Raw genomic sequence first — 19536 nt, 5'->3', positions numbered from 1 at the left:
CCATAGATAGGAACATAAAGTAAATCATAAGAATATTTTACCGGATAAATCACTTACATCAGATACTTTAACATTTATGAGGCAATCATTAATGGAAAAAATAACCAGAGTCCTTGAAAAGCTGAATCAGGGACGTACCGACCAGCCTCTCACCCTGACCGATTTTATGCCACTTTCCCTTGCCGAAATCCGTAATACGAGTCAGCTTTCACGGGATGAAGCACGGTTACTGTTCCGTGCAGCGCAAAAAGAAAAACAAAACAACCTGCTCTATACTGCACGGGCACTGACCCGCGCCAACCCGCTGCTGCGCAACGAGATGGGCCGGGCCCGTTATCACGGTGCCATGCCTTATAGCTATGATGATATGATTGTGCCGCGTGCCGATGAGTTTGCCGCCCCGGGCGCTGTCTCTTCCATGTTTTCCCCCGCCGGTTATTTGACTGAGCTGTACCGTGAAGCCCGGGGACTGCATCCAAAAGACAGTGACCATAATCTGGATAAGCGCCGTCCGGACCTGGCAAAACTGGTGCTCTCTCAGGACAATCTGGATAACGAAATCTCTGCTCTGTCACTGGCGAATGAGCAACTGGAAACGGCTCTGATGACACAAGCCGCCCAGACAGACAAAAGCACATACTATGACGCACTGGCAACGTCCTGCAACAGTGGTGTAACGCCGTATAACCTGCCGTTTGAGGGAATGCATAACGCCCTGGCGCAGCGGAATTTTGTTCTGCCGGATAATATTCTCAGCACCCCTGCGAAGTTTGCCATACTGGCGGCATACAACGCCGGTATCTCACCAAAGTTGTATGCCATACTGACAGAGGATACAGAGTCATTAACCGGTTCCGATCTGAAAAAATCTCTGAAAAAAAACTTCCCGATGATTAAGATTAAAGACCTTATGACTCTGGATGCGCTGGCCAATTATTATGAGCTTCCGGCAGATGAAATTCAGGCCCTTATTGCCGCCGAAATAACAGGCCTGTTATCAACACCGGATATGTATGACGACGATTATAAACTGGTAATACCGGCAATAAGCACCGGCGGAAAAATGACATTCAGTGAACTGGCCAAAACACCGGATGATAAAAAACAGGCAATCTATATTGATTTAATTCCGCAGGGTGGTAATCAGTTTTTAGTTAATTTTAGTGTAACGGAAACCCTGAAAGACGCGACGCATTTTAGTATAGGCTATAATGAATCGTTTAATAATCTGGCAGATAAAAAGGGGTTTATTCCTCTGGCCGGGGAGCACTACAGTATCCCCGTCACACTGGATGCTAAGCTTTTAGAAGCAAAAACTAAAATCGGAATCACCAGAAAAAAACCTGAACCAGCCAGCGACGGGAACTATTACACCTCAACCACCTTCACCATCCGTCCCGATGCGAAACCGGGTACATGGCTCCTCAGACTCAATAAAACACTGCGTCTGGCAAAAGTCAGCGGTATGACCCCACGCGAAACACAACATGCATTAATCCACGAAAGAAATGATTCAGACGAATACGAATTACGCCGTTTCACCGAAACGCTGCTTTACCGTAAACGTTATGGCATTGATACTGAAACAGCATTAATGCTGTGTAACGCCGGTATCAGCAAAGTCCGCTATGACGGGCAGCTCAGCCATTTTGACCGTCTGTTTAATAATCCGCCGCTGAATGGTGTAACTTACACGTTAGGTGGTGACGACATTCCGATGGAACCGGATGCCAAAGACCCGCGTCGTGAAGTCCTGAAACGCGCTTTCCGGGTAGATAATACCGGTTTGTGGCAACTATTTGTTATCACAAATCGTAAAAACAAATCCAAAGCTATCGAAAACAAGACAGAAAAACTTCGTGGCCTGTTATTTGTTCGTCTGCTGGCGGATGTGCACAACCTGACAGTAACACAACTGGATGCCCTGTTGCGGATGTCCCCTTACAGCTCAATGGACGTTTACAATTTAGATGGCAAAACACGCCAGAAAATGCTCTCTTTTCTGTCCCGGATCACCCAATGGCTGAATACACAAAATATCACTGTTGAACAGCTGATGCTGCTGCTGAGTAAAGAATCTCCGGCGGTACCGACCAAAGAGATGCAGGTCCTGCTGGATCTCCTGCGTAACGGTGGTATTGATAAAACCGATACAGAACTGTATACCACCATGGCACCGGTGATTACTGCGGCTATGCAACTGGACGTCACGGAATCAGGGGAAGCACTGCTGCGCTGGCTGGATAAAAATCATCCCGCAGAGATACCCGCTACCACCGAAGCCCGGGCGCTTATTATCAAAAAAGATCAGACGGCCGGCGACAAGAAAAAACTGGCGGCCTGGTGCCAGGCACTGGCACAGCGTGTATTGGTAATTCGCACCTTTGCACTCAGTAATGCCGAACTTCAGACATTGTCACAAGGTGCACCGGCCGGCATCATTACTGACCTGTATAATATCTGTGATTTCCATAACCTGATTAACCGCTGCGGTGAACAGGCCGGTACGGTACTGGATGCACTGCAAAGCAAGACACTGACAGTTAAAATTCTGGCACAGGCACTGAATCTGTCAGAAGATGTGATTACTCAGGCACTGACACAGGCCGGACAAAAACCGGAACTGACCACATGGCCACAGCTGGCGACATTGCCGCCACGGCTGGATTTGGCAAATACCCTGCATATCACTCCGAAAGATATCACCACTCTGCTGACAGTGTCTGAGAATGTGAAAGCTTCTTATGCAGATCTCTCCGCACTGACAGGATTGTTACAGGCCGGTCTGAACGAACAACAGACCAAACAACTGCAAAATCAGTCTGAACCGCGCCGCAGTGAAGCCCTCAGCGGAGAGTACCGCTCTCTGATCATGAATAATCCGGTGGCAAACCGTGATGATATCTGGCGTAATCTGCTGGTGGACGGAAAAGTCAGTGCTGAAATAACCACCACCCTGCTGGCGGATGCCATCGCCGGTATTCAGCTCTATATTAACCGCACTATTGCCGGTGATGAGCCGGGTGCAAACAGTGACGCTCTTGAGCGTCAGTTCTTTAAAGACTGGGATGCCTGTAATAAACGCTACAGTACCTGGGCGGGTGTGTCTCAGTTAGTCTATTACCCTGAAAACTTCGTTGACCCGACCCTCCGTATCGGTCAGACCGGGATGATGAACACCATGCTGGAGCAGCTTTCACAAAGTGAACTCAGCAAAGATACCCTGGAAAACGGCTTCCGCCAGTACCTGACCGCCTTTGAGCAGGTCGCTAACCTGAAAGTGGTCAGCGGTTATCATGATACTGTTAATATTAATCAGGGTAACACCTGGTTTATCGGTACCAGCCAGACTGAGCCGAAAAAATATTACTGGCGTAAAGCGGATCACAGTAAATGTCAGAACGGCCGTTTTGCCGCCAATGCCTGGAGTGACTGGAAAGAAATTACCTGTGCGGTGAATCCGTACGGAGATATGGTGCGTCCGGTAATTTTTCATTCACGTCTTTATCTGTTATGGATTGAAAAACAAGTACAGAAAGATAACACCGGTAAAGATACGGCATCTTTTACTCTGAAGCTGACACATATTAAATATGACGGCAGTTGGGCTTCGCCGTTCAGTTATCATGTGACTGATGACTTCATAACCGGCGGAGAAAAAAATGGTCTGTACTGTGCCGCCAACCAGGAAGATAACTCACTGCTTATTGCCTGCTATAAAAAAATAACAAAAAATAACACAGTACCGGACGGAGCCTTCGGATTCAATATTCTTCCGGATATGAGCCAAGAAAAAGAAGAAGAAGACAATATAAAAAATATATTAAATAAAATTTCCTATCAATTAGATACAGAAACTACCGTCAGAGTAAATACCCTTCTGAATAGTAAATTCGCTTACGAATTTACCCCGAAATCACAAGACGGAAATCCGGCACTGAATCTTACCCTATCCCCTGGTGACTATTTCATCAGGAATGAAAATAATAAAAACACACTGATACTGAATCCTGATGCTTATATTACCATCGATCCCAATAAAACATTTGATTATATTCCCGAACCTTTGCGGAGAAGATATATTAGTATAGTTAACATTACTGGAGCTACAATTTATAAACCGGAATCAATGGAAATAAAGCCTAACGGTGATAAGATGTCCGGCTCTATTAACAAGCTTGCCGTAGCTGGTATCAAGCCAAAAGAATCGGCAAGTGAGATAGCTCTTTCCATCTGTAATCTTACGCCGGAAGTTGATAGCATTATTCTGACAAGTAACACAACAAAACGGAGTTTCACTCTGGGTCTAAACGAAAAATCAGGGTCATGTTTTATATTTAATAGTACGCTTGAAGAAGAATTAGCGACGAATAGTGAAAACTATTCTATTTATACTGACGCAGCAAATACAGGTACACTCCTCTTGGGCGCCATGAAAGCTCAAGCCAAACCTATCCATGAAAATAATATCGAAATTACGTTTAAACTCAAGGAGAGTGAACTAAAAAAAAATAAACGGTCATGACGCCGGGATCACCCCTCCGACTTACCCGCTTAATTCAGAAAAAATACTGAAATTTCCGTTTGGGGAACAGAAAATAGCTCTTCCCGACAATACAGATATTAATAATCTGGAGATCACAGTAACAGTTAGTTTCAAAAATACAGATGTTCTTGCAGCTACTGCCACTTATAAGTTGGTTATAAAGAATGCTGTTTTAGATCCAAGATCCATATCCCTGTACACCACGCCGGAGGGCGCTCAATATATGGAATGGGATGGTTACCGTACCCGGTTAAACACTCTCTTCACCCGCCAGTTAATTGAGCGTGCCAATAACGGAATTGACGCAATATTATCTCCTGAAACCCAGTATCTGCCTGAACCGAAACCGGGACAGGGCACCTATGTCACACTGACACTGAACCCGTATGACACGGCTATCCATGGCACTGACCGGGCATTTACGATTTATTACAGCAATGTTGACACGGGCTCCGGCAAATTTTCTGTTTACAGTGGCTCACTCAGTATTGCCGGTAATACGGAAGTAAAATTATTTATTCCGCTGATTAAAAACGCCGCGAGTCAGTCTGCTGATACGAAGTCGGATACTTTATATCTTAATGCGAAATACCAGACAGGAGCAACAAACCAGATCTGTCTGTACCGCACCGAGGCTGATAAAAATAATCCTGAAGGCTGGACATTGGATAAAAGCGTTAACAAGGGCACCTTCGCCGGCCTGGCAGAAGACGGGGTCTCCGGTTTATTACAATCCGGTGAACCGATGGATTTCAGCGGTGCCAATGCCCTCTATTTCTGGGAATTGTTCTATTACACCCCGATGATGGTAGCAACGCGTCTGTTGCAGGAGCAGAACTTTACCGAAGCTGACCACTGGTTAAGCTATATCTGGTGTCCTGCCACAAATGGAGCCGATGACTGGCGGGTACGTCCGCTGAAAGAAGACACATCCTGGAACGCCGACCCGCTGGATTCGGTTGATCCCGATGCGGTCGCCCAGAATGATCCGATGCATTACAAAGTCAGCACCCTGATGAAATTACTGGATTTGCTGATTGCCCGTGGTGACAAAGCTTACCGCATACCGGAACGCGATACCCTCAATGAAGCGAAAATGTGGTATATGCAGGCTCTGGGGCTGCTCGGGGATAAACCTGTCAGCATTCTCAACAATGGTTGGGAAAATCCGTCACTAAGTAATGCGGCAGATAAAACTCAGGCAAAACAGTTCCATGACGAAATCAGCCGTATCCGCAGCGGCGGCCTGCTGCCGGATGTCCGCACTGCCAATACCCTGACCGGATTGTTCCGGCCGCAGCAAAACGAAAAACTGCTCGGCTACTGGCAAACGCTGGAAATGCGCCTGTTTAATCTGCGTAATAATCTCTCCATTGATGGTCAGCCATTATCTTTGCCAATCTTTGCCGCACCGGCAGACCCGGCCGCACTGCTCAGTGCCGCCGCCGCAGCATCCGGAGGCAGCAAATCTTTACCGTCTGCTGACATCCCGGCAATGCGCTTCCCGCAGGCGCTGGAAAGTGCCCGCTCGCTGACCGGGCAGCTGATGCAGTTCGGTTCCACCCTCCAGGGGCTGATTGAGCGCCGGGATGCGGAAGCGATGAGTGAACTGCTGCAAAACCAGGCCGGTGAACTGATACTCTCTTCCCTGCGAATGCAGGAACAGGCTCTCACCGAACTGGATGCCGAGAAGAAAACACTGGAACAGAGCCGTGCCGGGGCACAATCCCGCGTTGACAGCTACCGCGTCCTGTATGATGAAAATGTCAGTGCGGAAGAAAAACGGACCATGGATCTGTATTTATCTTCTTCTGTACTGAGTACATCCGTTGAAGCACTGGATATGGCTGCCGCCGTTGCCGATATGGCTCCGAACATCTTCGGCGTAGCCACGGGGGGCAGCCGCTGGGGCGGTGTCCCGAACGCAATTGGTTCAGGTATGAGCCTGGCGGCGTCTGCCACCAAAACTACTGCCGATAACATCAGCCAGTCTGAAGCATGGCGCCGCCGCCGTCAGGAATGGGAAATCCAGAAAAATAATGCCGAATCTGAAGTAAAACAGATTGATGCACAACTGGAAGCCCTGGCTGTCCGCCGTACCGCAACAGAAATGCAGTACAAACATCTGGAACTCCAGCAGGCACAGACTCAGACACAACTGGAGTTAATGCAGCGTCAATTCAGCAATAAAGCACTTTATAGCTGGCTGCACGGCCGTCTGGCATCCATCTATTACCGCTTCTACGACCTGACAGCAACCCGCTGTATGATGGCGGAAAAAGCTTACGCATGGCAAACCAACGATACTGCAACCCGCTATATCAAGCCGGGTGCATGGCAGAGCAGTAATGCCGGGCTGATGGCCGGGGAATCTTTGCTGCTGAACCTGGCAGAGATGGAACAGGCATGGCTGAAACGGGATAGTCGCTCACTGGAGGTCACCCGTACTGTTTCTCTGGCAGAAGTGTACCGTACTGACAATGTCATTCTGGCAGAGAAAATTGCTGACCTCCTGAAAGGTAGTGGCAGCGGGAATACACCAGCATCAACCGGGCTTTCAATGACGGAGGATAAACAACTGCATGCCGCGTTCAACCTGCAAAAACTGGGTATTGAGGCAGACTATCCTGCCAGCCTGGGCAATACACGCCGTATCAAACAAATCAGTGTAACCTTACCGGCGCTGGTTGGTCCGTATCAGGATATGCGTGCTATATTCAGTTACGGCGGCAACTCGTTGCCGGCCGGCTGCAAAGCCATCGCGCTATCCCACGGTATCAATGATAACGGCCAGTTCCGGCTTGACTTCAATGACGGCTACTGGCTGCCGTTTGAAGGTATTCCGGTGGATGATAATAACAGCCTGACCCTGAGCTTCCCGGATGCAATCGGTGAGAAGCAGAAACCACTGCTGCTCAGCCTGACCGATATCATCATCCATATCCGTTACACCATTTGTTAACTTTTATCCTGGCAACAAGTTGCGGGCATCAGATTGTCATCAATAAAAACAACCCGCAGTGATAAATAACAGCCGGTCATTCAGGCTGTTATTTTTTTATTCGTACTACAGACGGGTGGCTTTCCTGCATGGTGTCCTGCGGGTAAAATCACAAGACATTCTCGCGGTAAAAAAAATGCCGGTCAAATCATGACCGGCATACTTTATAACGGGGGAGCTGAATAAATCAGGATTCACACATATCAACACTAAGCGCTGACGGCGGCAGACCGATTTGCAGAATCACCGGTTCATAATCCTCAGAGCCGCTCCAGTGGCGGGCAATTTTACGCGCCAGCAGGAACCCGGCTGCACCGCCGAGAATCCCCCCGGCGAGAACCACAGACTGGCTTTCCGCCAGTGCCTGTACCAGACCCGCACCGGCAAATAATCCCAGAAGCGGTGTCAGATACACCAGCATCGCCGAACGCAGCAGACTGCCTTCCGGGATGCCGACTTCCACTTTCTGACCGGTTACCAGCGGTTCGCTGACCGGAATTTCGAGCTGGTGCTCTGCTTCCGGTCCCAGTTTATTCAGCAGATAAGAGCCGCATGCCGCGCGGGCTTTGCAACTGCCGCATCCGGCAGACGAGCCGTAACGCAGCACCGCGCGCCCGTTCTGCCAGCGCACCACGGTTGCCCACTCTTTGACCATATTAACCTCCGCTGAATGTCACACCGTCAGCTATCTGCCGGGCTGTCGCCGGGGGCAGTTCACCAAAGACGGTGATCTCATTATCACCTTTACGTATGGTGTACAGCGTACGCGAACCCTGACGCATTGTCTGTTGATTTTCTGGTGTCTTCACCGCTTTGGCGACATTCACTGAAAAAGAAAACAGGCCGTCGCTGAACATGACGGTTTCAACCCATTCCTGTTCGCCCACCTGGCGGCGGTTGCGGGTCATTTCTTTAAACCCGTTCGGGAGACGCATTACATCCCAGTCAAATTTGACCTTTTCCGGCTGAGGGATAGCCAGTACCGGCGGCATCGTGACGGACTGTACGGCTTTCAGCGCCTCAGTCACACTACCGTTATCCACGGAAGCGGACACCACACGGAACTGCTCAAGTGAGACATTGTTCTGATCCAGCAGATCCACCTGCAATGGCAGGCCGGTTTCTTCATCCGCGACCACAATATAATTGTAACGTGAATTATCTTTCGAGGTGATACGCACCACCCGGCCCGGGTGATCACCGATATGAATCCGTCCGACATCAATAAAATTATAATAGGCTTTCAGGGCATTGAAGTCCGCGAAAATAATCGACGGCAGATAATCAACAATGTGATTACCACTCAGGCTGAATGAGTCCAGCCCCGGCTCATAATAGCTGATTTCCTGCCCGCGCTGGACGATTTCCCGCCGGGAGCTGTCCATCTGCATAATCTGGGCGACCGGCTGACCATCCATAACCGCATAGCGGTAACGGACAGGAGTGATACCTTTCGGGGAAATGGTAATAAAAGAGAGTTCATAACTGAGAGTGCGGGAAGCGTTACCCATATTCTGCAGCAACGCCTCAGCACTTTGTTGTGCTGAGGCGGGTGCTGCGAGTAACAGGCTGCCCGTCAAAAAAGCAACGGATAACCAGATTCGTTTCATTACTACTGCTGTGGTTGTGAAGACACGCGACCCTGTTCCGGGGTGGCTGTCTGTTTAACTTCAGGCTGACCATCCGTGTGTACACGGCGATCCAGTTCATACTGCTGGAAAATCGCATTCAGGCGCGCACCGCGTTCCTGATCAAAGCGGGTCTGCGGGGCAAGACCGGCACCATTTTTCAGATCCAGACTGACAGGAGATGCACTGCCCATAAAAGGTACGGTATTAAATGCGGAAGCATCACCGTTTACAACACTCTCTGTGCCGTCCGTATTATAGTGCTGAACACCGACAATCACGGCCAGTGATACACAGGCTGCCATACCGACCTGAGTCAGCTGACTGGCCCACGGACGCAGTTTTGCCACAAATCCGTAATCACGCCATGTTTTCGGTTCAGGCTGGGACTCAGGGACCGCCTGAGGTGCGATATAAACCGGCTCCTGCGCCAGTGCTTCAGCTACCCGTGACGCAATATCAAAATGCATAACGTCCGGCAGCTCGCCGCGCATCGTATCACGGATAAGATGATAACCGGCCCACTCTGCCTGCAGATCTGCATCCTGTGTCAGTGCGGTAACCAGTTCACTGTCAAGAGTTTCTCCGTCCATCAGTGCGGAAAGTGTCTCTTTTTGCATGCCTACGTTCCCTTCAGTGTGATTTAAGTGCTCACTGATTTTGTATCAGTGGCTGAACTTTATTATCGATGGCTTCACGTGCGCGGAAGATACGGGAACGAACCGTGCCGACCGGGCAGTCCATAATCTCAGCTATTTCTTCATAGCTCAGACCATCGAGCTCACGCAATGTAATCGCCGTTTTCAAATCCTCGGGTAAGGAATCGATCGTGCGGAAAACCACCGCTCTTAATTCTTCAGACAACATTAAGTTCTCAGGGTTCGAAATTTCTTTTAACGCCCCTGAGGATTCAAAATTCTCAGCATCCCCGGCATCCACATCACTGGATGGCGGGCGGCGCCCCTGAGCAACCAGGTAATTCTTTGCTGTATTGACCGCAATACGGTACAGCCAGGTATAAAATGCACTGTCACCGCGAAACGACCCGACTGCGCGGTAAGCCTTGATAAAGGATTCCTGCGCCACATCCGGAACATCACTCTGCGGAACATAGCGGGATACCAGACTCGCCACTTTGTGCTGATAACGAACCACCAGCATATTAAAGGCTTTCTGATCCCCTTTCTGTACCCGATCAACCAGCATTTGATCCGTTAACTGCTCGCTCATTCGCAGTGTTATCTCCCGAAGCTCAGCTTCACCATTCTCTTTCCTGTTTCGCTTCACTTCATGATGAGCAAGCGATACTTTGAGTCAGCTAAAATAGCGAAGTTCATTTTTCCTTTTAAAAAAATTACAAAAAAGGATCCTTTTTGTGATCCTTATTACACATTTTGCGGATAATTCCTGCGTAATTACCCGCAGACCATTTTTCCGGCGATTAACGTTACAGATTACCACGTTTTTACCGGCAATCCCTCTGATAATCACGGAAAATTGCCTCAGGACAGTGTAAAAATCCTGTAAAATCTGCTTTTGACTGAAAAAACACCGTCATAACCATGACCATGGCACGATTCAGTATTTCAGATAAAAACCGGTAATAAATGATTTAAAATCAGCACTGTAATTCCCCTCTTCCGTTTTAATACTCATTGCTCTGTGCTGCGCACTGCACGGACGGCGGGATAACGCGATTAATATCCGGTGAAAAGGGGTATCCGGTTTATCTGATACTGCAATCTGTGTATGCAGAAACCAGTTCTGCTCACCGGCGGCAACGATAAAATCCTGCCCGGTGGTGTACGGCAGCACCACACAAAGCAAACCATCAGGCGTGATAAGCTGCGCCGCATGTTGCAGCAACTGAGGGTGATCCAGTGACGTGGTATAGCGGGCGGTTTCCCGGGCGCTGTCACGGCAGGCAACCGCCGGGGCGAAATACGGCGGATTGCTGACAATAAGATCATAACGCACCTCCGGGGCGGTACGGATAAACTCACCGATATCCTGATGAAACACGCGCATCCGCGCTTCCCACGGTGATGCGAGGAAGTTCTCCGCGGCCTGAGCCGCAGCGTCTGCGTCAATATCCACCGCATCAATCCGCGTATCCGGCTGCGAACGCTGTGCCAGCATCAGTGCCACCAGCCCGCTGCCGGTACCGATATCCAGAATATGGCGGGCGTTTTCGCACGGTGCCCAGCCGCCGAGCAGCACCCCGTCGGTTCCGACTTTCATGGCGCAGCGGTCGTGGGCCACAAAAAATTGTTTGCAGGCAAAACCACGGCGGCGGGCGGGCTGTTTTTCGTTTGTCATCATCACTGAACTGTTTGTCTGTTAAAATAAATAAATCCCGGCGACAGGATACGGACTTCTGCCCGCAGAAGAAAGTCCCGTACACCGGCAACTATTTTTGATGAAGATCCTGTCCAAGCCGTTTATAATCAGCGGTCCAAACAGAGGTATATAATGACTGCAACTACTTTTTCTGAACTCGAACTGAACGATGAACTGCTCCGTGCACTGGATGCCAAGGGCTATGAGCGCCCGACCGTCATCCAGGAAGCCACTATTCCGGCCGCGCTGGATAATCGTGATATTCTGGGTTCAGCCCCGACCGGCACCGGCAAAACTGCCGCTTATCTGCTGCCGGCCATTCAGCACCTGTCCGATTTCCCGCGTAAAAAATCCGGGCCGCCGCGCGTGCTTATCCTGACCCCGACCCGCGAACTGGCCATGCAGGTGGCGGATCAGGCCAGAGAATTCTGTCAGTTCACCCATCACGATGTCGCCACAATCACCGGCGGTGTGGCCTATATGAACCACGCCGAAGTGTTCAGTGAGAACCAGGACATCGTTGTCGCCACCACCGGGCGTCTGCTGCAATATATAAAAGAAGAAAATTTTGACTGCCGTGCGGTTGAGATCCTGATCCTCGACGAAGCTGACCGCATGCTGGACATGGGCTTTGCCAACGATATCGAAACCATCGCCGGTGAAACCCGCTGGCGGACGCAAACCATGCTGTTCTCCGCCACACTCGAAGGACAGGCCATCCGCGATTTCGCCAAACGTATCCTGAACGAACCGGTTGAGATCGAAGCCGATCCGTCACGCCGTGAACGGAAGAAAATCCAGCAATTCTATCTGCGTGCCGATGACCTGGAGCACAAAAAAGCGCTGCTGGCGCATCTGCTGAAACAGCCTGATGTCACCAAAACTGTGGTATTTGTCCGTAAACGTGAGCGCGTGCGCGAACTGTCTGACTGGCTGCGCACACAGGATATCGTTTCCTGCTATCTCGAAGGCGAAATGGTACAGGCGAAACGCAATGAAGCCATCAGCCGTATGACCGACGGCCGTGCCACTGTGCTTATCGCAACCGATGTGGCTTCCCGCGGGATCGACATCGAAGATATCAGCCATGTCTTTAACTTTGATCTGCCGCGCACTGCGGATGTCTACCTGCACCGTATCGGACGTACCGCCCGTGCCGGACGCAAAGGGGTGGCCATTTCACTTGTCGAATCCCATGACCAGCCGCTGCTCGGCAAAATTATCCGCTATATTGAAGAACCGATCAAAATGCGGGTAATCGATGAGTTACGGCCGAAAACCCGTGCGCCATCGGAGAAAGCGACGCACAAGCCGTCGAAGAAAGTACTCGCCAAGCGCAAAGAGCAAAAAGCCGCTGAGACTGAGAAGAAGAAAAAAACCAAAATCCGCCACCGCGTCAGTAAAAATATCGGAAAACGACGCAAGCCAGGCGCAGAACACGCGGAACAGACTCCTGCGGCCGGCGAACCACAGGAATAAACGGAACTCCTTCTCTCTGATAAAAGAAAACGGACTGTCACAGTCCGTTTTTTTATGCTTACTCCCGGGTCTCATCCATCTGTTCCATCGCAGTAACCACCTGCGACAGGGTGTGTGCTTTCACACCGAGAACCAGCTTCTGCAATGCGGAATGTGCATGCTGCGGCGGATAATAATCCAGCGCTATCCGCTGCCCGAGCGCCTGCGGAAGATCAAGCCCGTCCTGAATATGAGTGAGCCAGTCATGCTCCAGCACATAATGGCGGATAAGTTCGTCCCCGCGCTCCCGCGCGGTCAGCAGAGACACCCCCTCTTCCGCCAGCGTATTCTCCGCCAGTCCCGCCGCATTAAAGATAACCGCCGGCTGCTGAAGCACCACAGCACAAAATGAGGCCAGCCCGCCCCCGAGAGAGTGCCCGACAAATAACCACGGACACACCGACTGCGACAACAGATGTGCTGCCAGTGATACCGCCTCCTGATACTGTCTTGCCGGTAATCCGCGGCCCTGGCGGATGTTGGTCATCATATCTGACATATCATTACTGCCCGCAAACGCCAGAATACCGGTATTGCGGTAATGATAAATCATACTTTGCAGGCCGGACGGGCTGCTTAACTGATCTTCCGTCAGCGAGAGAGAGGCCAGTGTCTGAGTATCAGAACGGCAGACTTCGCCGATATCACGCTGACCGGGCCGGTAACTGTCAGAACACAGCCGCGCCAGTGTTATATCATCAGGGAAACCATCCTGCCGGTGTCCGGCGGATGCAGACAGCAATAAATCCGCTGCGGTGACCTGCTGCCGCTGCAAAAGCGCCTGACAATGCGGCGTGGATGAGAAAGCCAGTAACTGCGAAAAATAGTGTTCGATCAACATAAGTACGCCTCCGTGGACACTGAAGGCTTCACTTAACGCTATTCTCTGACCAGCAACAATATCATTTTTTATCAGTAAGTTACCGGGATTCTTATCCGTCAAACATAAAAAAACCACGCCGGAGCGTGGTTTTCGGAACAAGGACTGTTGCCGGAACGATTACAGGCTGGCAGTAAAAGTACGGGCAATAACGTCGCGCTGCTGTTCAGGAGTCAGTGAGTTGAAACGCACTGCATAACCGGAAACACGGATAGTTAACTGCGGATATTTTTCCGGATGGTTAACAGCATCTTCCAGAGTTTCACGACGCAGAACGTTCACGTTCAGGTGCTGACCACCTTCAACACGGACGGTAGGCTGAACCTGTAAATTCACTTCACGGTACTCGAAAGGACCTAATGCGGAACGGGAAACAACATCACCGTCTGCATATTGTTCTTTTGCACAGATGCAGCGTACTTCGTCTTTGCTGTCATCCAGCAGCCAGAAAGAGTTAACCAGTGCAGCGTTGTCGGATTTAGTAATTTGAATACCAGTAACCATGATGACCTCCGGGTGATTCGTTATCAATTTATTGATTGCCATTTAACTTGGAATATTGGTCTAACCAATGTCTCTGTATCTTATATACCAAGAATACAGGGCTGATTCTTTGATATATATCAATAAAAATCATATCAATTTTTAGCCATCATGATAAAAGACTGTTTTAAATCAAAATTTCATTTTTGCTGTTTTCAGGTTTTTTTGTAAAAAATCAGTCATTTTCTCCCTGCTGCCGCCGTTATCAGAACCCGGTCCGCAAAAAAATTCCTTCCTGTTTCCTAACAGCGGATAAGTCAGGTAAGCTGACGGCAACTCTTGTAATAAATGAAGGATAACGACACGATGTCTGCATCTCTGACCTGGCATGATGTCATCGGCCATGAAAAGACCCAGCCCTATTTTATTGAAACTCTTCGTGCTGTTGCCCACGAACGAGAAATTGGTAAGACCATTTACCCACCACAGAAAGATGTCTTCAATGCATTCCGCTATACTGAGCTGTCTGATGTGCGGGTGGTGATTCTGGGACAGGACCCGTACCACGGACCAAATCAGGCACACGGCCTCTCTTTTTCTGTTCTGCCGGGCATTCAGCCGCCGCCGTCGCTCGTCAATATGTATAAGGAACTGGAAGCAGACATACCCGGATTTACGCGGCCGGACCACGGCTGTCTCGTCAGCTGGGCGCAACAGGGGGTATTACTGCTGAATACCGTGCTGACTGTTGAGCGCGGCCAGGCACATTCCCACGCCAAACTTGGCTGGGAAACTTTTACCGATAATGTGATTGCCGCTGTGAACACCCACTGTGACGGTGTGATTTTCCTGCTCTGGGGCGCACATGCCCAGCGGAAAGGTCAGTATATTGATCAGCAAAAGCATGTGATACTGAAAGCTCCGCATCCGTCCCCGCTGTCTGCACACCGCGGATTCCTGGGCTGCCGCCACTTTTCAAAAACCAATGCGATACTGACAGAGCGCGGCCAGTCTCCTGTCGACTGGCAGCCGGTGATCCCGGCAGAACTTCAGCCCGGCGCATAATACGGTACAAAATACAGGTACAAAAATGCCGCCCTTGCGGCGGCATGTGATTACTGACAAAACAGGATAAAAATCCTTATTTGGAGACCATCACCATTGCCGGACGTAACAGACGGCCGTTTAAGGTGTAGCCTTTCTGCATCACAGTCACCACATGATTGGATTCATGATCAGCAGCATCCACCATACTGATGGCCTGGTGCACATCCGGGTTGAATGGCACTTTCGTCTCTTCAACCACTTCAATACCAAATTTTTTCACCGCATCCAGGAAGGATTTCAGTGTCAGTTCCAGCCCTTCCAGCATATTTTTCTGTGCTTCATCTTCCGGATTAACCGCACTCAGCGCGCGCTCCAGGTTATCAATCACAGGTAATAATTCATTAGAAAAACGTTCTAATGCAAACTTATGGGCTTTTTCAACATCCTGTTCCATACGGCGGCGGTTGTTCTCAATCTCCGCTTTGGCGCGCAGCATGGCTTCACGTTCCGTTTTACGGGACTCTTCCAGTTCATGCTCCAGCTCCGCGATACGGATCTGCGCCGCTGCGGCGGCATCCGCCTGCTCCGCTTCCGGCTGTTCCGCCGCTGTGTTCAGGGTCTCCGCTGCATCTGCAACAGGCTCTTCGTGCGTTTTTTGTTCGTGACTACTCATAAAATCTCCGCGTATTTCGCAATAATCCTGATTCTTGTTTATTATGGGGATCAAACTCAGAGATTCAAGGGATTGGCGATTAAGTGAGGCTAAAACGCACATGCTGACGGACAATACCGTAAAAAATAAATCGTTCCGCTGTATCGGAATTGTCGGCCATCCGCGCCATCCTGAAGCGCTGGCAACACACGAACAACTTTATCACTGGCTGCTGAAGAAAGGCCTGCGCGTAATTGTGGAAAGTGATGTTGCCGCTGAAATGCGGCTGACCGATGCGGTCACCGGCACTCTGCCGGATATCGGGCAGCAGGCCGACCTGGTCATTGTAATCGGCGGCGACGGCAATATGCTGGGGGCCGCCCGTGTCCTCTCCCGCTATGGTGCGGATGTGATAGGCGTGAACCGGGGTAATCTCGGTTTCCTGACTGATCTCGCACCGGACAATGCGCTTCAGCAGCTTGATCGCGTGCTCACCGGGGAATATCACGTCGAAAAACGGTTTCTGCTGGATGCCGGAGTGCTCAGCCCCAACGGCAAACTGCGCCGCAGCACCGCGCTCAACGAAGTGGTACTGCACCCGGGAAAAGTCGCCCATATGATAGATTTTGAAGTCTATATTGATGAGCGCTTTGCATTCTCCCAGCGTTCCGACGGCCTGATTATCTCCACACCGACCGGCTCCACCGCCTACTCACTTTCCGCAGGCGGACCGATTCTGACGCCGAATCTGGATGCTATCGCCCTTGTGCCGATGTTCCCGCACACCCTCTCCTCACGGCCGCTGGTGATCAGCAGCCACAGTACCATTACCCTGAAATTCCCGCAGACCAATATTGATTATGAGGTCAGCTGTGACAGCCAGATAGCCTTGCCGATACAGGAAGGGGATGTGGTCAGGATCAAACGCAGCAGTAAAACGCTCGATCTCATACACCCGGTTGACTATAACTATTTCAATACGTTAAGCACAAAACTCGGCTGGTCTAAAAAAAATGTTCTGATTTTTTTCATTCCGCCTCTTTACCGGATGCAAATCCTGATTATACTGTATGTAAAAACAGGTATGTGTATATCCACAGGAGAGGCGGCATGTTAACCCAGCTCACCATCAGTCAGTTTGCCATTGTCCGCGAGTTAGAAATCGACTTCCGCGCCGGTATGTCTGCTATTACCGGCGAAACCGGTGCCGGTAAATCCATTGCGATTGATGCACTGGGCTTATGTCTCGGTAACCGTGCCGATGCCAATATGGTGCGCCCCGGCGCCAGCCGCGCTGATATCTGCGCCCGCTTCTCCCTGAAAGATACTCCGGCTGCCCGCCTCTGGCTGGAAGAGCATCAGCTGGACGATAATCAGGAGTGCCTGTTACGCCGCACCATCAACAACGACGGACGCTCACGGGGCTTTATCAACGGTACTGCCGTACCGCTGTCGCAACTGCGTGAACTCGGCACACGGCTGATCCAGATCCACGGGCAGCATGCCCATCAGCATCTGCTGGACAACAGCCACCAGAAAATTCTGCTGGATACCTATGCCAATCAGGGCTTACTGCTCGGTGAAATGAAAAAAGCCTGGCAGCAGTGGCACAATGCCTGCCAGGCACTGGCGCTCTGTCAGCAACAGGCGCTGGAACGGGAAGCCCGTCAGCAGCTGGTTGAATACCATCTGAAAGAACTCGGTGAATTTGAACCCCGTGAAGGAGAGTATCCGGAAATTGATACTGAATATAAGCGCCTTGCAAACTCAGGTCAGTTTCTGAGCCTGAGCCAGAGCACATTAAACATTCTCAGTGAAAATGATGAGAACAACATTATCAGTATGCTCAATCATGCCCGCCATGAACTCAGCGAACTGATTTCACTGGATGAAAGCCTGTCTCCGTTACTGACCATGCTGGAAGACGCCGCTATTCAGGTCGACGAAGCCAGTAATGAACTGCGTCACTACAGTAACCGTGTGGATCTGGATCCGAACCGGCTCTATGAACTGGAACAACGCATCTCCCGTTACATCAGTCTCAGCCGCAAACATCACACCACACCGGAAGAGTTATATGTCCTGTATGCTCAGTTGCAGGAAGAGCAGCAAATGCAGCAGGAAAGTGAACAGCACAGTGAAGAACTGAGCCGCGAAGCGGAACAATATTATCAGCAGGCACTGACGATCGCACAGCAACTGCACATGGTCAGGGAACACTATGCCGCAGAACTGAGTGAACTTATCACACAGAGCATGCACCATTTATCTATGCCGCACGGCCGTTTTACCGCAGATGTCATTTTTACCCCGGAACAGCTGAGTATGGACGGTGCCAGCAAAGTTGAATTTAATGTCACCACCAACCCGGGACAGCCTCATCAGGCACTGGCGAAAGTGGCCTCCGGCGGGGAATTATCCCGTATTGCACTGGCAATTCAGGTGATCACCGCGAAAAAAACCGATACACCGGCGCTGATTTTCGATGAAGTAGACGTGGGGATCAGCGGCCCGACTGCCGCCATCGTAGGAAAACTGCTGCGTGAACTGGGTGAATCCACTCAGGTTATGTGTGTGACTCACCTGCCACAGGTTGCGGGCTGCGGACATCAGCACTATTTTGTCAGCAAACACACCAACGGCACGGAAACCGAAACCGCCATGCAACTGCTGGATAAAAAAGCGCGGGTACAGGAACTGGCCCGGTTACTTGCCGGTACTTCAGTCACCAAAAATACCCTCGCCAGCGCAAAAGAATTGCTGGCAGCATGACAAACAAGCTGATTTCATCTAACTTTTATGCGATCCTGCGGTCATAGAAAAATGTAAAGGTTTTCAATTTGATTATTGTCGATTATCATCGTCACAAAGAATCCTAAAGGAATGAAATCACCATGCGTTGTAAATTGCTGATTGCCGCAACGACATCTTTGTTGCTGTTAACTGCCGGATGTTCCACCCTGGAGCGTGTTGTTTACCGCCCGGATATCAACCAGGGTAACTACCTGACACCGGCAGACGTGGCGAAGATCCAGAAAGGGATGACCCAACAGCAAGTCGCCTACACACTCGGTACCCCGATGTTGCGTGACCCGTTCGGAACACAGACCTGGTACTATGTCTTCCGCCGTGAACCTGGCCATGAGCCGGTTAAACAGGAAACACTGACGCTGGTCTTTGACTCCGCCGGCACACTGAGCCAAATCACGAACACCAATTACAAACCGGACGGCGGTGACGAAACAGCAAGTGAAATCGCCAGCGAGACTGTCACTGACTGATTGTCAGCAGTCACGCTGAAACAACGTGTGGTAAGTAACAAAAAACCCGCCGGGACACATCGTGGATCTGCGGGTTTTGTTTATTTCAGCTATCCCGGTTTACTGTTGTATCGTCCCCTGCGGCACATAATCCATTCATTGAATTTATAACGAATAATTA

At 50.3% G+C, this 19536-nt stretch carries 14 protein-coding genes and 1 pseudogene; 7 read left to right on the top strand and 8 right to left on the bottom strand.

Annotation, left to right across the window (positions count from 1 at the left end):
* The first annotated feature begins 91 nt into the window (after positions 1 to 91).
* Together JC793_RS19525 and JC793_RS19520 are read left to right on the top strand one after the other, a co-directional pair.
* Positions 92 to 4525, top strand: coding sequence for a neuraminidase-like domain-containing protein (locus tag JC793_RS19525; RefSeq protein WP_247717335.1), 4434 nt, complete (start codon positions 92 to 94; stop codon positions 4523 to 4525).
* Positions 4526 to 4769: 244 nt separating this feature from the next.
* Positions 4770 to 7508 carry a Tc toxin subunit A-related protein gene (locus tag JC793_RS19520; RefSeq protein ID WP_247717334.1) on the top strand — a complete coding sequence of 913 codons (2739 nt, stop codon included), beginning with the start codon at positions 4770 to 4772 and terminating at the stop codon, positions 7506 to 7508.
* Positions 7509 to 7734: 226 nt separating this feature from the next.
* Here JC793_RS19520 and rseC read toward each other — a convergent pair whose 3' ends face one another.
* From rseC to JC793_RS06665, 5 genes are all read right to left on the bottom strand, one after another.
* The gene (rseC, locus tag JC793_RS06685; protein ID WP_218427894.1) at positions 7735 to 8202 is read right to left on the bottom strand and encodes a SoxR-reducing system protein RseC; all 468 of its coding nucleotides are present in this window, start codon (positions 8200 to 8202) and stop codon (positions 7735 to 7737) included.
* A gap of 1 nt (position 8203) precedes the next feature.
* Entirely contained in the window at positions 8204 to 9157 is a 954-nt protein-coding gene (rseB, locus tag JC793_RS06680) for a sigma-E factor regulatory protein RseB (protein ID WP_046892570.1), read from the bottom strand.
* Between the two features lie 2 nt (positions 9158 to 9159).
* On the bottom strand, positions 9160 to 9795 hold the full coding sequence (rseA, locus tag JC793_RS06675) for an anti-sigma-E factor RseA (RefSeq protein ID WP_218427893.1): 636 nt from the start codon (positions 9793 to 9795) through the stop codon (positions 9160 to 9162).
* Between the two features lie 31 nt (positions 9796 to 9826).
* The gene (rpoE, locus tag JC793_RS06670) at positions 9827 to 10405 is read right to left on the bottom strand and encodes an RNA polymerase sigma factor RpoE (protein ID WP_004236997.1); all 579 of its coding nucleotides are present in this window, start codon (positions 10403 to 10405) and stop codon (positions 9827 to 9829) included.
* A gap of 348 nt (positions 10406 to 10753) precedes the next feature.
* Entirely contained in the window at positions 10754 to 11497 is a 744-nt protein-coding gene (locus tag JC793_RS06665; protein WP_166707405.1) for a tRNA1(Val) (adenine(37)-N6)-methyltransferase, read from the bottom strand.
* Between the two features lie 150 nt (positions 11498 to 11647).
* On the opposite strand from JC793_RS06665, the gene srmB reads away from it, so the two are divergent.
* The gene (gene srmB / locus JC793_RS06660) at positions 11648 to 12994 is read left to right on the top strand and encodes an ATP-dependent RNA helicase SrmB (RefSeq protein ID WP_046892574.1); all 1347 of its coding nucleotides are present in this window, start codon (positions 11648 to 11650) and stop codon (positions 12992 to 12994) included.
* Positions 12995 to 13052: 58 nt separating this feature from the next.
* On the opposite strand, the gene JC793_RS06655 is transcribed toward srmB, so the two are convergent.
* Both JC793_RS06655 and grcA read right to left on the bottom strand, forming a co-directional pair.
* Positions 13053 to 13874, bottom strand: coding sequence for a Tle-like phospholipase domain-containing protein (locus tag JC793_RS06655; RefSeq protein WP_166707404.1), 822 nt, complete (start codon positions 13872 to 13874; stop codon positions 13053 to 13055).
* A 159-nt stretch (positions 13875 to 14033) separates the two neighbouring features.
* Positions 14034 to 14417: an autonomous glycyl radical cofactor GrcA gene (gene grcA, locus JC793_RS06650; RefSeq protein WP_046892575.1), complete on the bottom strand. Its 384-nt coding sequence runs from the start codon at positions 14415 to 14417 to the stop codon at positions 14034 to 14036.
* 345 nt (positions 14418 to 14762) lie between these two features.
* On the opposite strand from grcA, the gene ung reads away from it, so the two are divergent.
* Positions 14763 to 15461 carry a uracil-DNA glycosylase gene (gene ung, locus JC793_RS06645; RefSeq protein WP_166707403.1) on the top strand — a complete coding sequence of 233 codons (699 nt, stop codon included), beginning with the start codon at positions 14763 to 14765 and terminating at the stop codon, positions 15459 to 15461.
* Positions 15462 to 15537: 76 nt separating this feature from the next.
* On the opposite strand, the gene grpE is transcribed toward ung, so the two are convergent.
* On the bottom strand, positions 15538 to 16116 hold the full coding sequence (gene grpE, locus JC793_RS06640; RefSeq protein WP_107678325.1) for a nucleotide exchange factor GrpE: 579 nt from the start codon (positions 16114 to 16116) through the stop codon (positions 15538 to 15540).
* A gap of 100 nt (positions 16117 to 16216) precedes the next feature.
* On the opposite strand from grpE, the pseudogene nadK reads away from it, so the two are divergent.
* The 3 genes and pseudogenes from nadK to bamE all read left to right on the top strand — a co-directional run.
* Positions 16217 to 17107 (top strand): annotated as a pseudogene (nadK, locus tag JC793_RS06635) (NAD(+) kinase); the annotation flags it as partial.
* A 98-nt stretch (positions 17108 to 17205) separates the two neighbouring features.
* Positions 17206 to 18867: a DNA repair protein RecN gene (recN, locus tag JC793_RS06630; protein WP_218427892.1), complete on the top strand. Its 1662-nt coding sequence runs from the start codon at positions 17206 to 17208 to the stop codon at positions 18865 to 18867.
* Positions 18868 to 18989: 122 nt separating this feature from the next.
* Complete coding sequence (gene bamE / locus JC793_RS06625; protein WP_004241898.1) at positions 18990 to 19376, top strand: outer membrane protein assembly factor BamE; 387 nt, start codon at positions 18990 to 18992, stop codon at positions 19374 to 19376.
* Positions 19377 to 19536 lie beyond the last annotated feature (160 nt).

It is taken from the genome of Morganella morganii (assembly GCF_019242955.1).
GTDB lineage: Bacteria > Pseudomonadota > Gammaproteobacteria > Enterobacterales > Enterobacteriaceae > Morganella > Morganella sibonii.
The sequence above is the reverse complement of the archived record's forward strand: the minus strand, read 5'-3'. Positions and strand labels throughout refer to the sequence as shown.

What these genes read in the sequence shown, in the direction of transcription:
- JC793_RS19525 (WP_247717335.1), top strand. Translation starts at nt 92, where the DNA reads ATGGAAAAAATAACCAGAGTCCTTGAAAAGCTGAATCAGGGACGTACC.
- JC793_RS19520 (WP_247717334.1), top strand. Translation starts at nt 4,770, where the DNA reads ATGGAATGGGATGGTTACCGTACCCGGTTAAACACTCTCTTCACCCGC.
- rseC (WP_218427894.1), bottom strand. Translation starts at nt 8,202, where the DNA reads ATGGTCAAAGAGTGGGCAACCGTGGTGCGCTGGCAGAACGGGCGCGCG.
- rseB (WP_046892570.1), bottom strand. Translation starts at nt 9,157, where the DNA reads ATGAAACGAATCTGGTTATCCGTTGCTTTTTTGACGGGCAGCCTGTTA.
- rseA (WP_218427893.1), bottom strand. Translation starts at nt 9,795, where the DNA reads ATGCAAAAAGAGACACTTTCCGCACTGATGGACGGAGAAACTCTTGAC.
- rpoE (WP_004236997.1), bottom strand. Translation starts at nt 10,405, where the DNA reads ATGAGCGAGCAGTTAACGGATCAAATGCTGGTTGATCGGGTACAGAAA.
- JC793_RS06665 (WP_166707405.1), bottom strand. Translation starts at nt 11,497, where the DNA reads ATGATGACAAACGAAAAACAGCCCGCCCGCCGCCGTGGTTTTGCCTGC.
- srmB (WP_046892574.1), top strand. Translation starts at nt 11,648, where the DNA reads ATGACTGCAACTACTTTTTCTGAACTCGAACTGAACGATGAACTGCTC.
- JC793_RS06655 (WP_166707404.1), bottom strand. Translation starts at nt 13,874, where the DNA reads ATGTTGATCGAACACTATTTTTCGCAGTTACTGGCTTTCTCATCCACG.
- grcA (WP_046892575.1), bottom strand. Translation starts at nt 14,417, where the DNA reads ATGGTTACTGGTATTCAAATTACTAAATCCGACAACGCTGCACTGGTT.
- ung (WP_166707403.1), top strand. Translation starts at nt 14,763, where the DNA reads ATGTCTGCATCTCTGACCTGGCATGATGTCATCGGCCATGAAAAGACC.
- grpE (WP_107678325.1), bottom strand. Translation starts at nt 16,116, where the DNA reads ATGAGTAGTCACGAACAAAAAACGCACGAAGAGCCTGTTGCAGATGCA.
- recN (WP_218427892.1), top strand. Translation starts at nt 17,206, where the DNA reads ATGTTAACCCAGCTCACCATCAGTCAGTTTGCCATTGTCCGCGAGTTA.
- bamE (WP_004241898.1), top strand. Translation starts at nt 18,990, where the DNA reads ATGCGTTGTAAATTGCTGATTGCCGCAACGACATCTTTGTTGCTGTTA.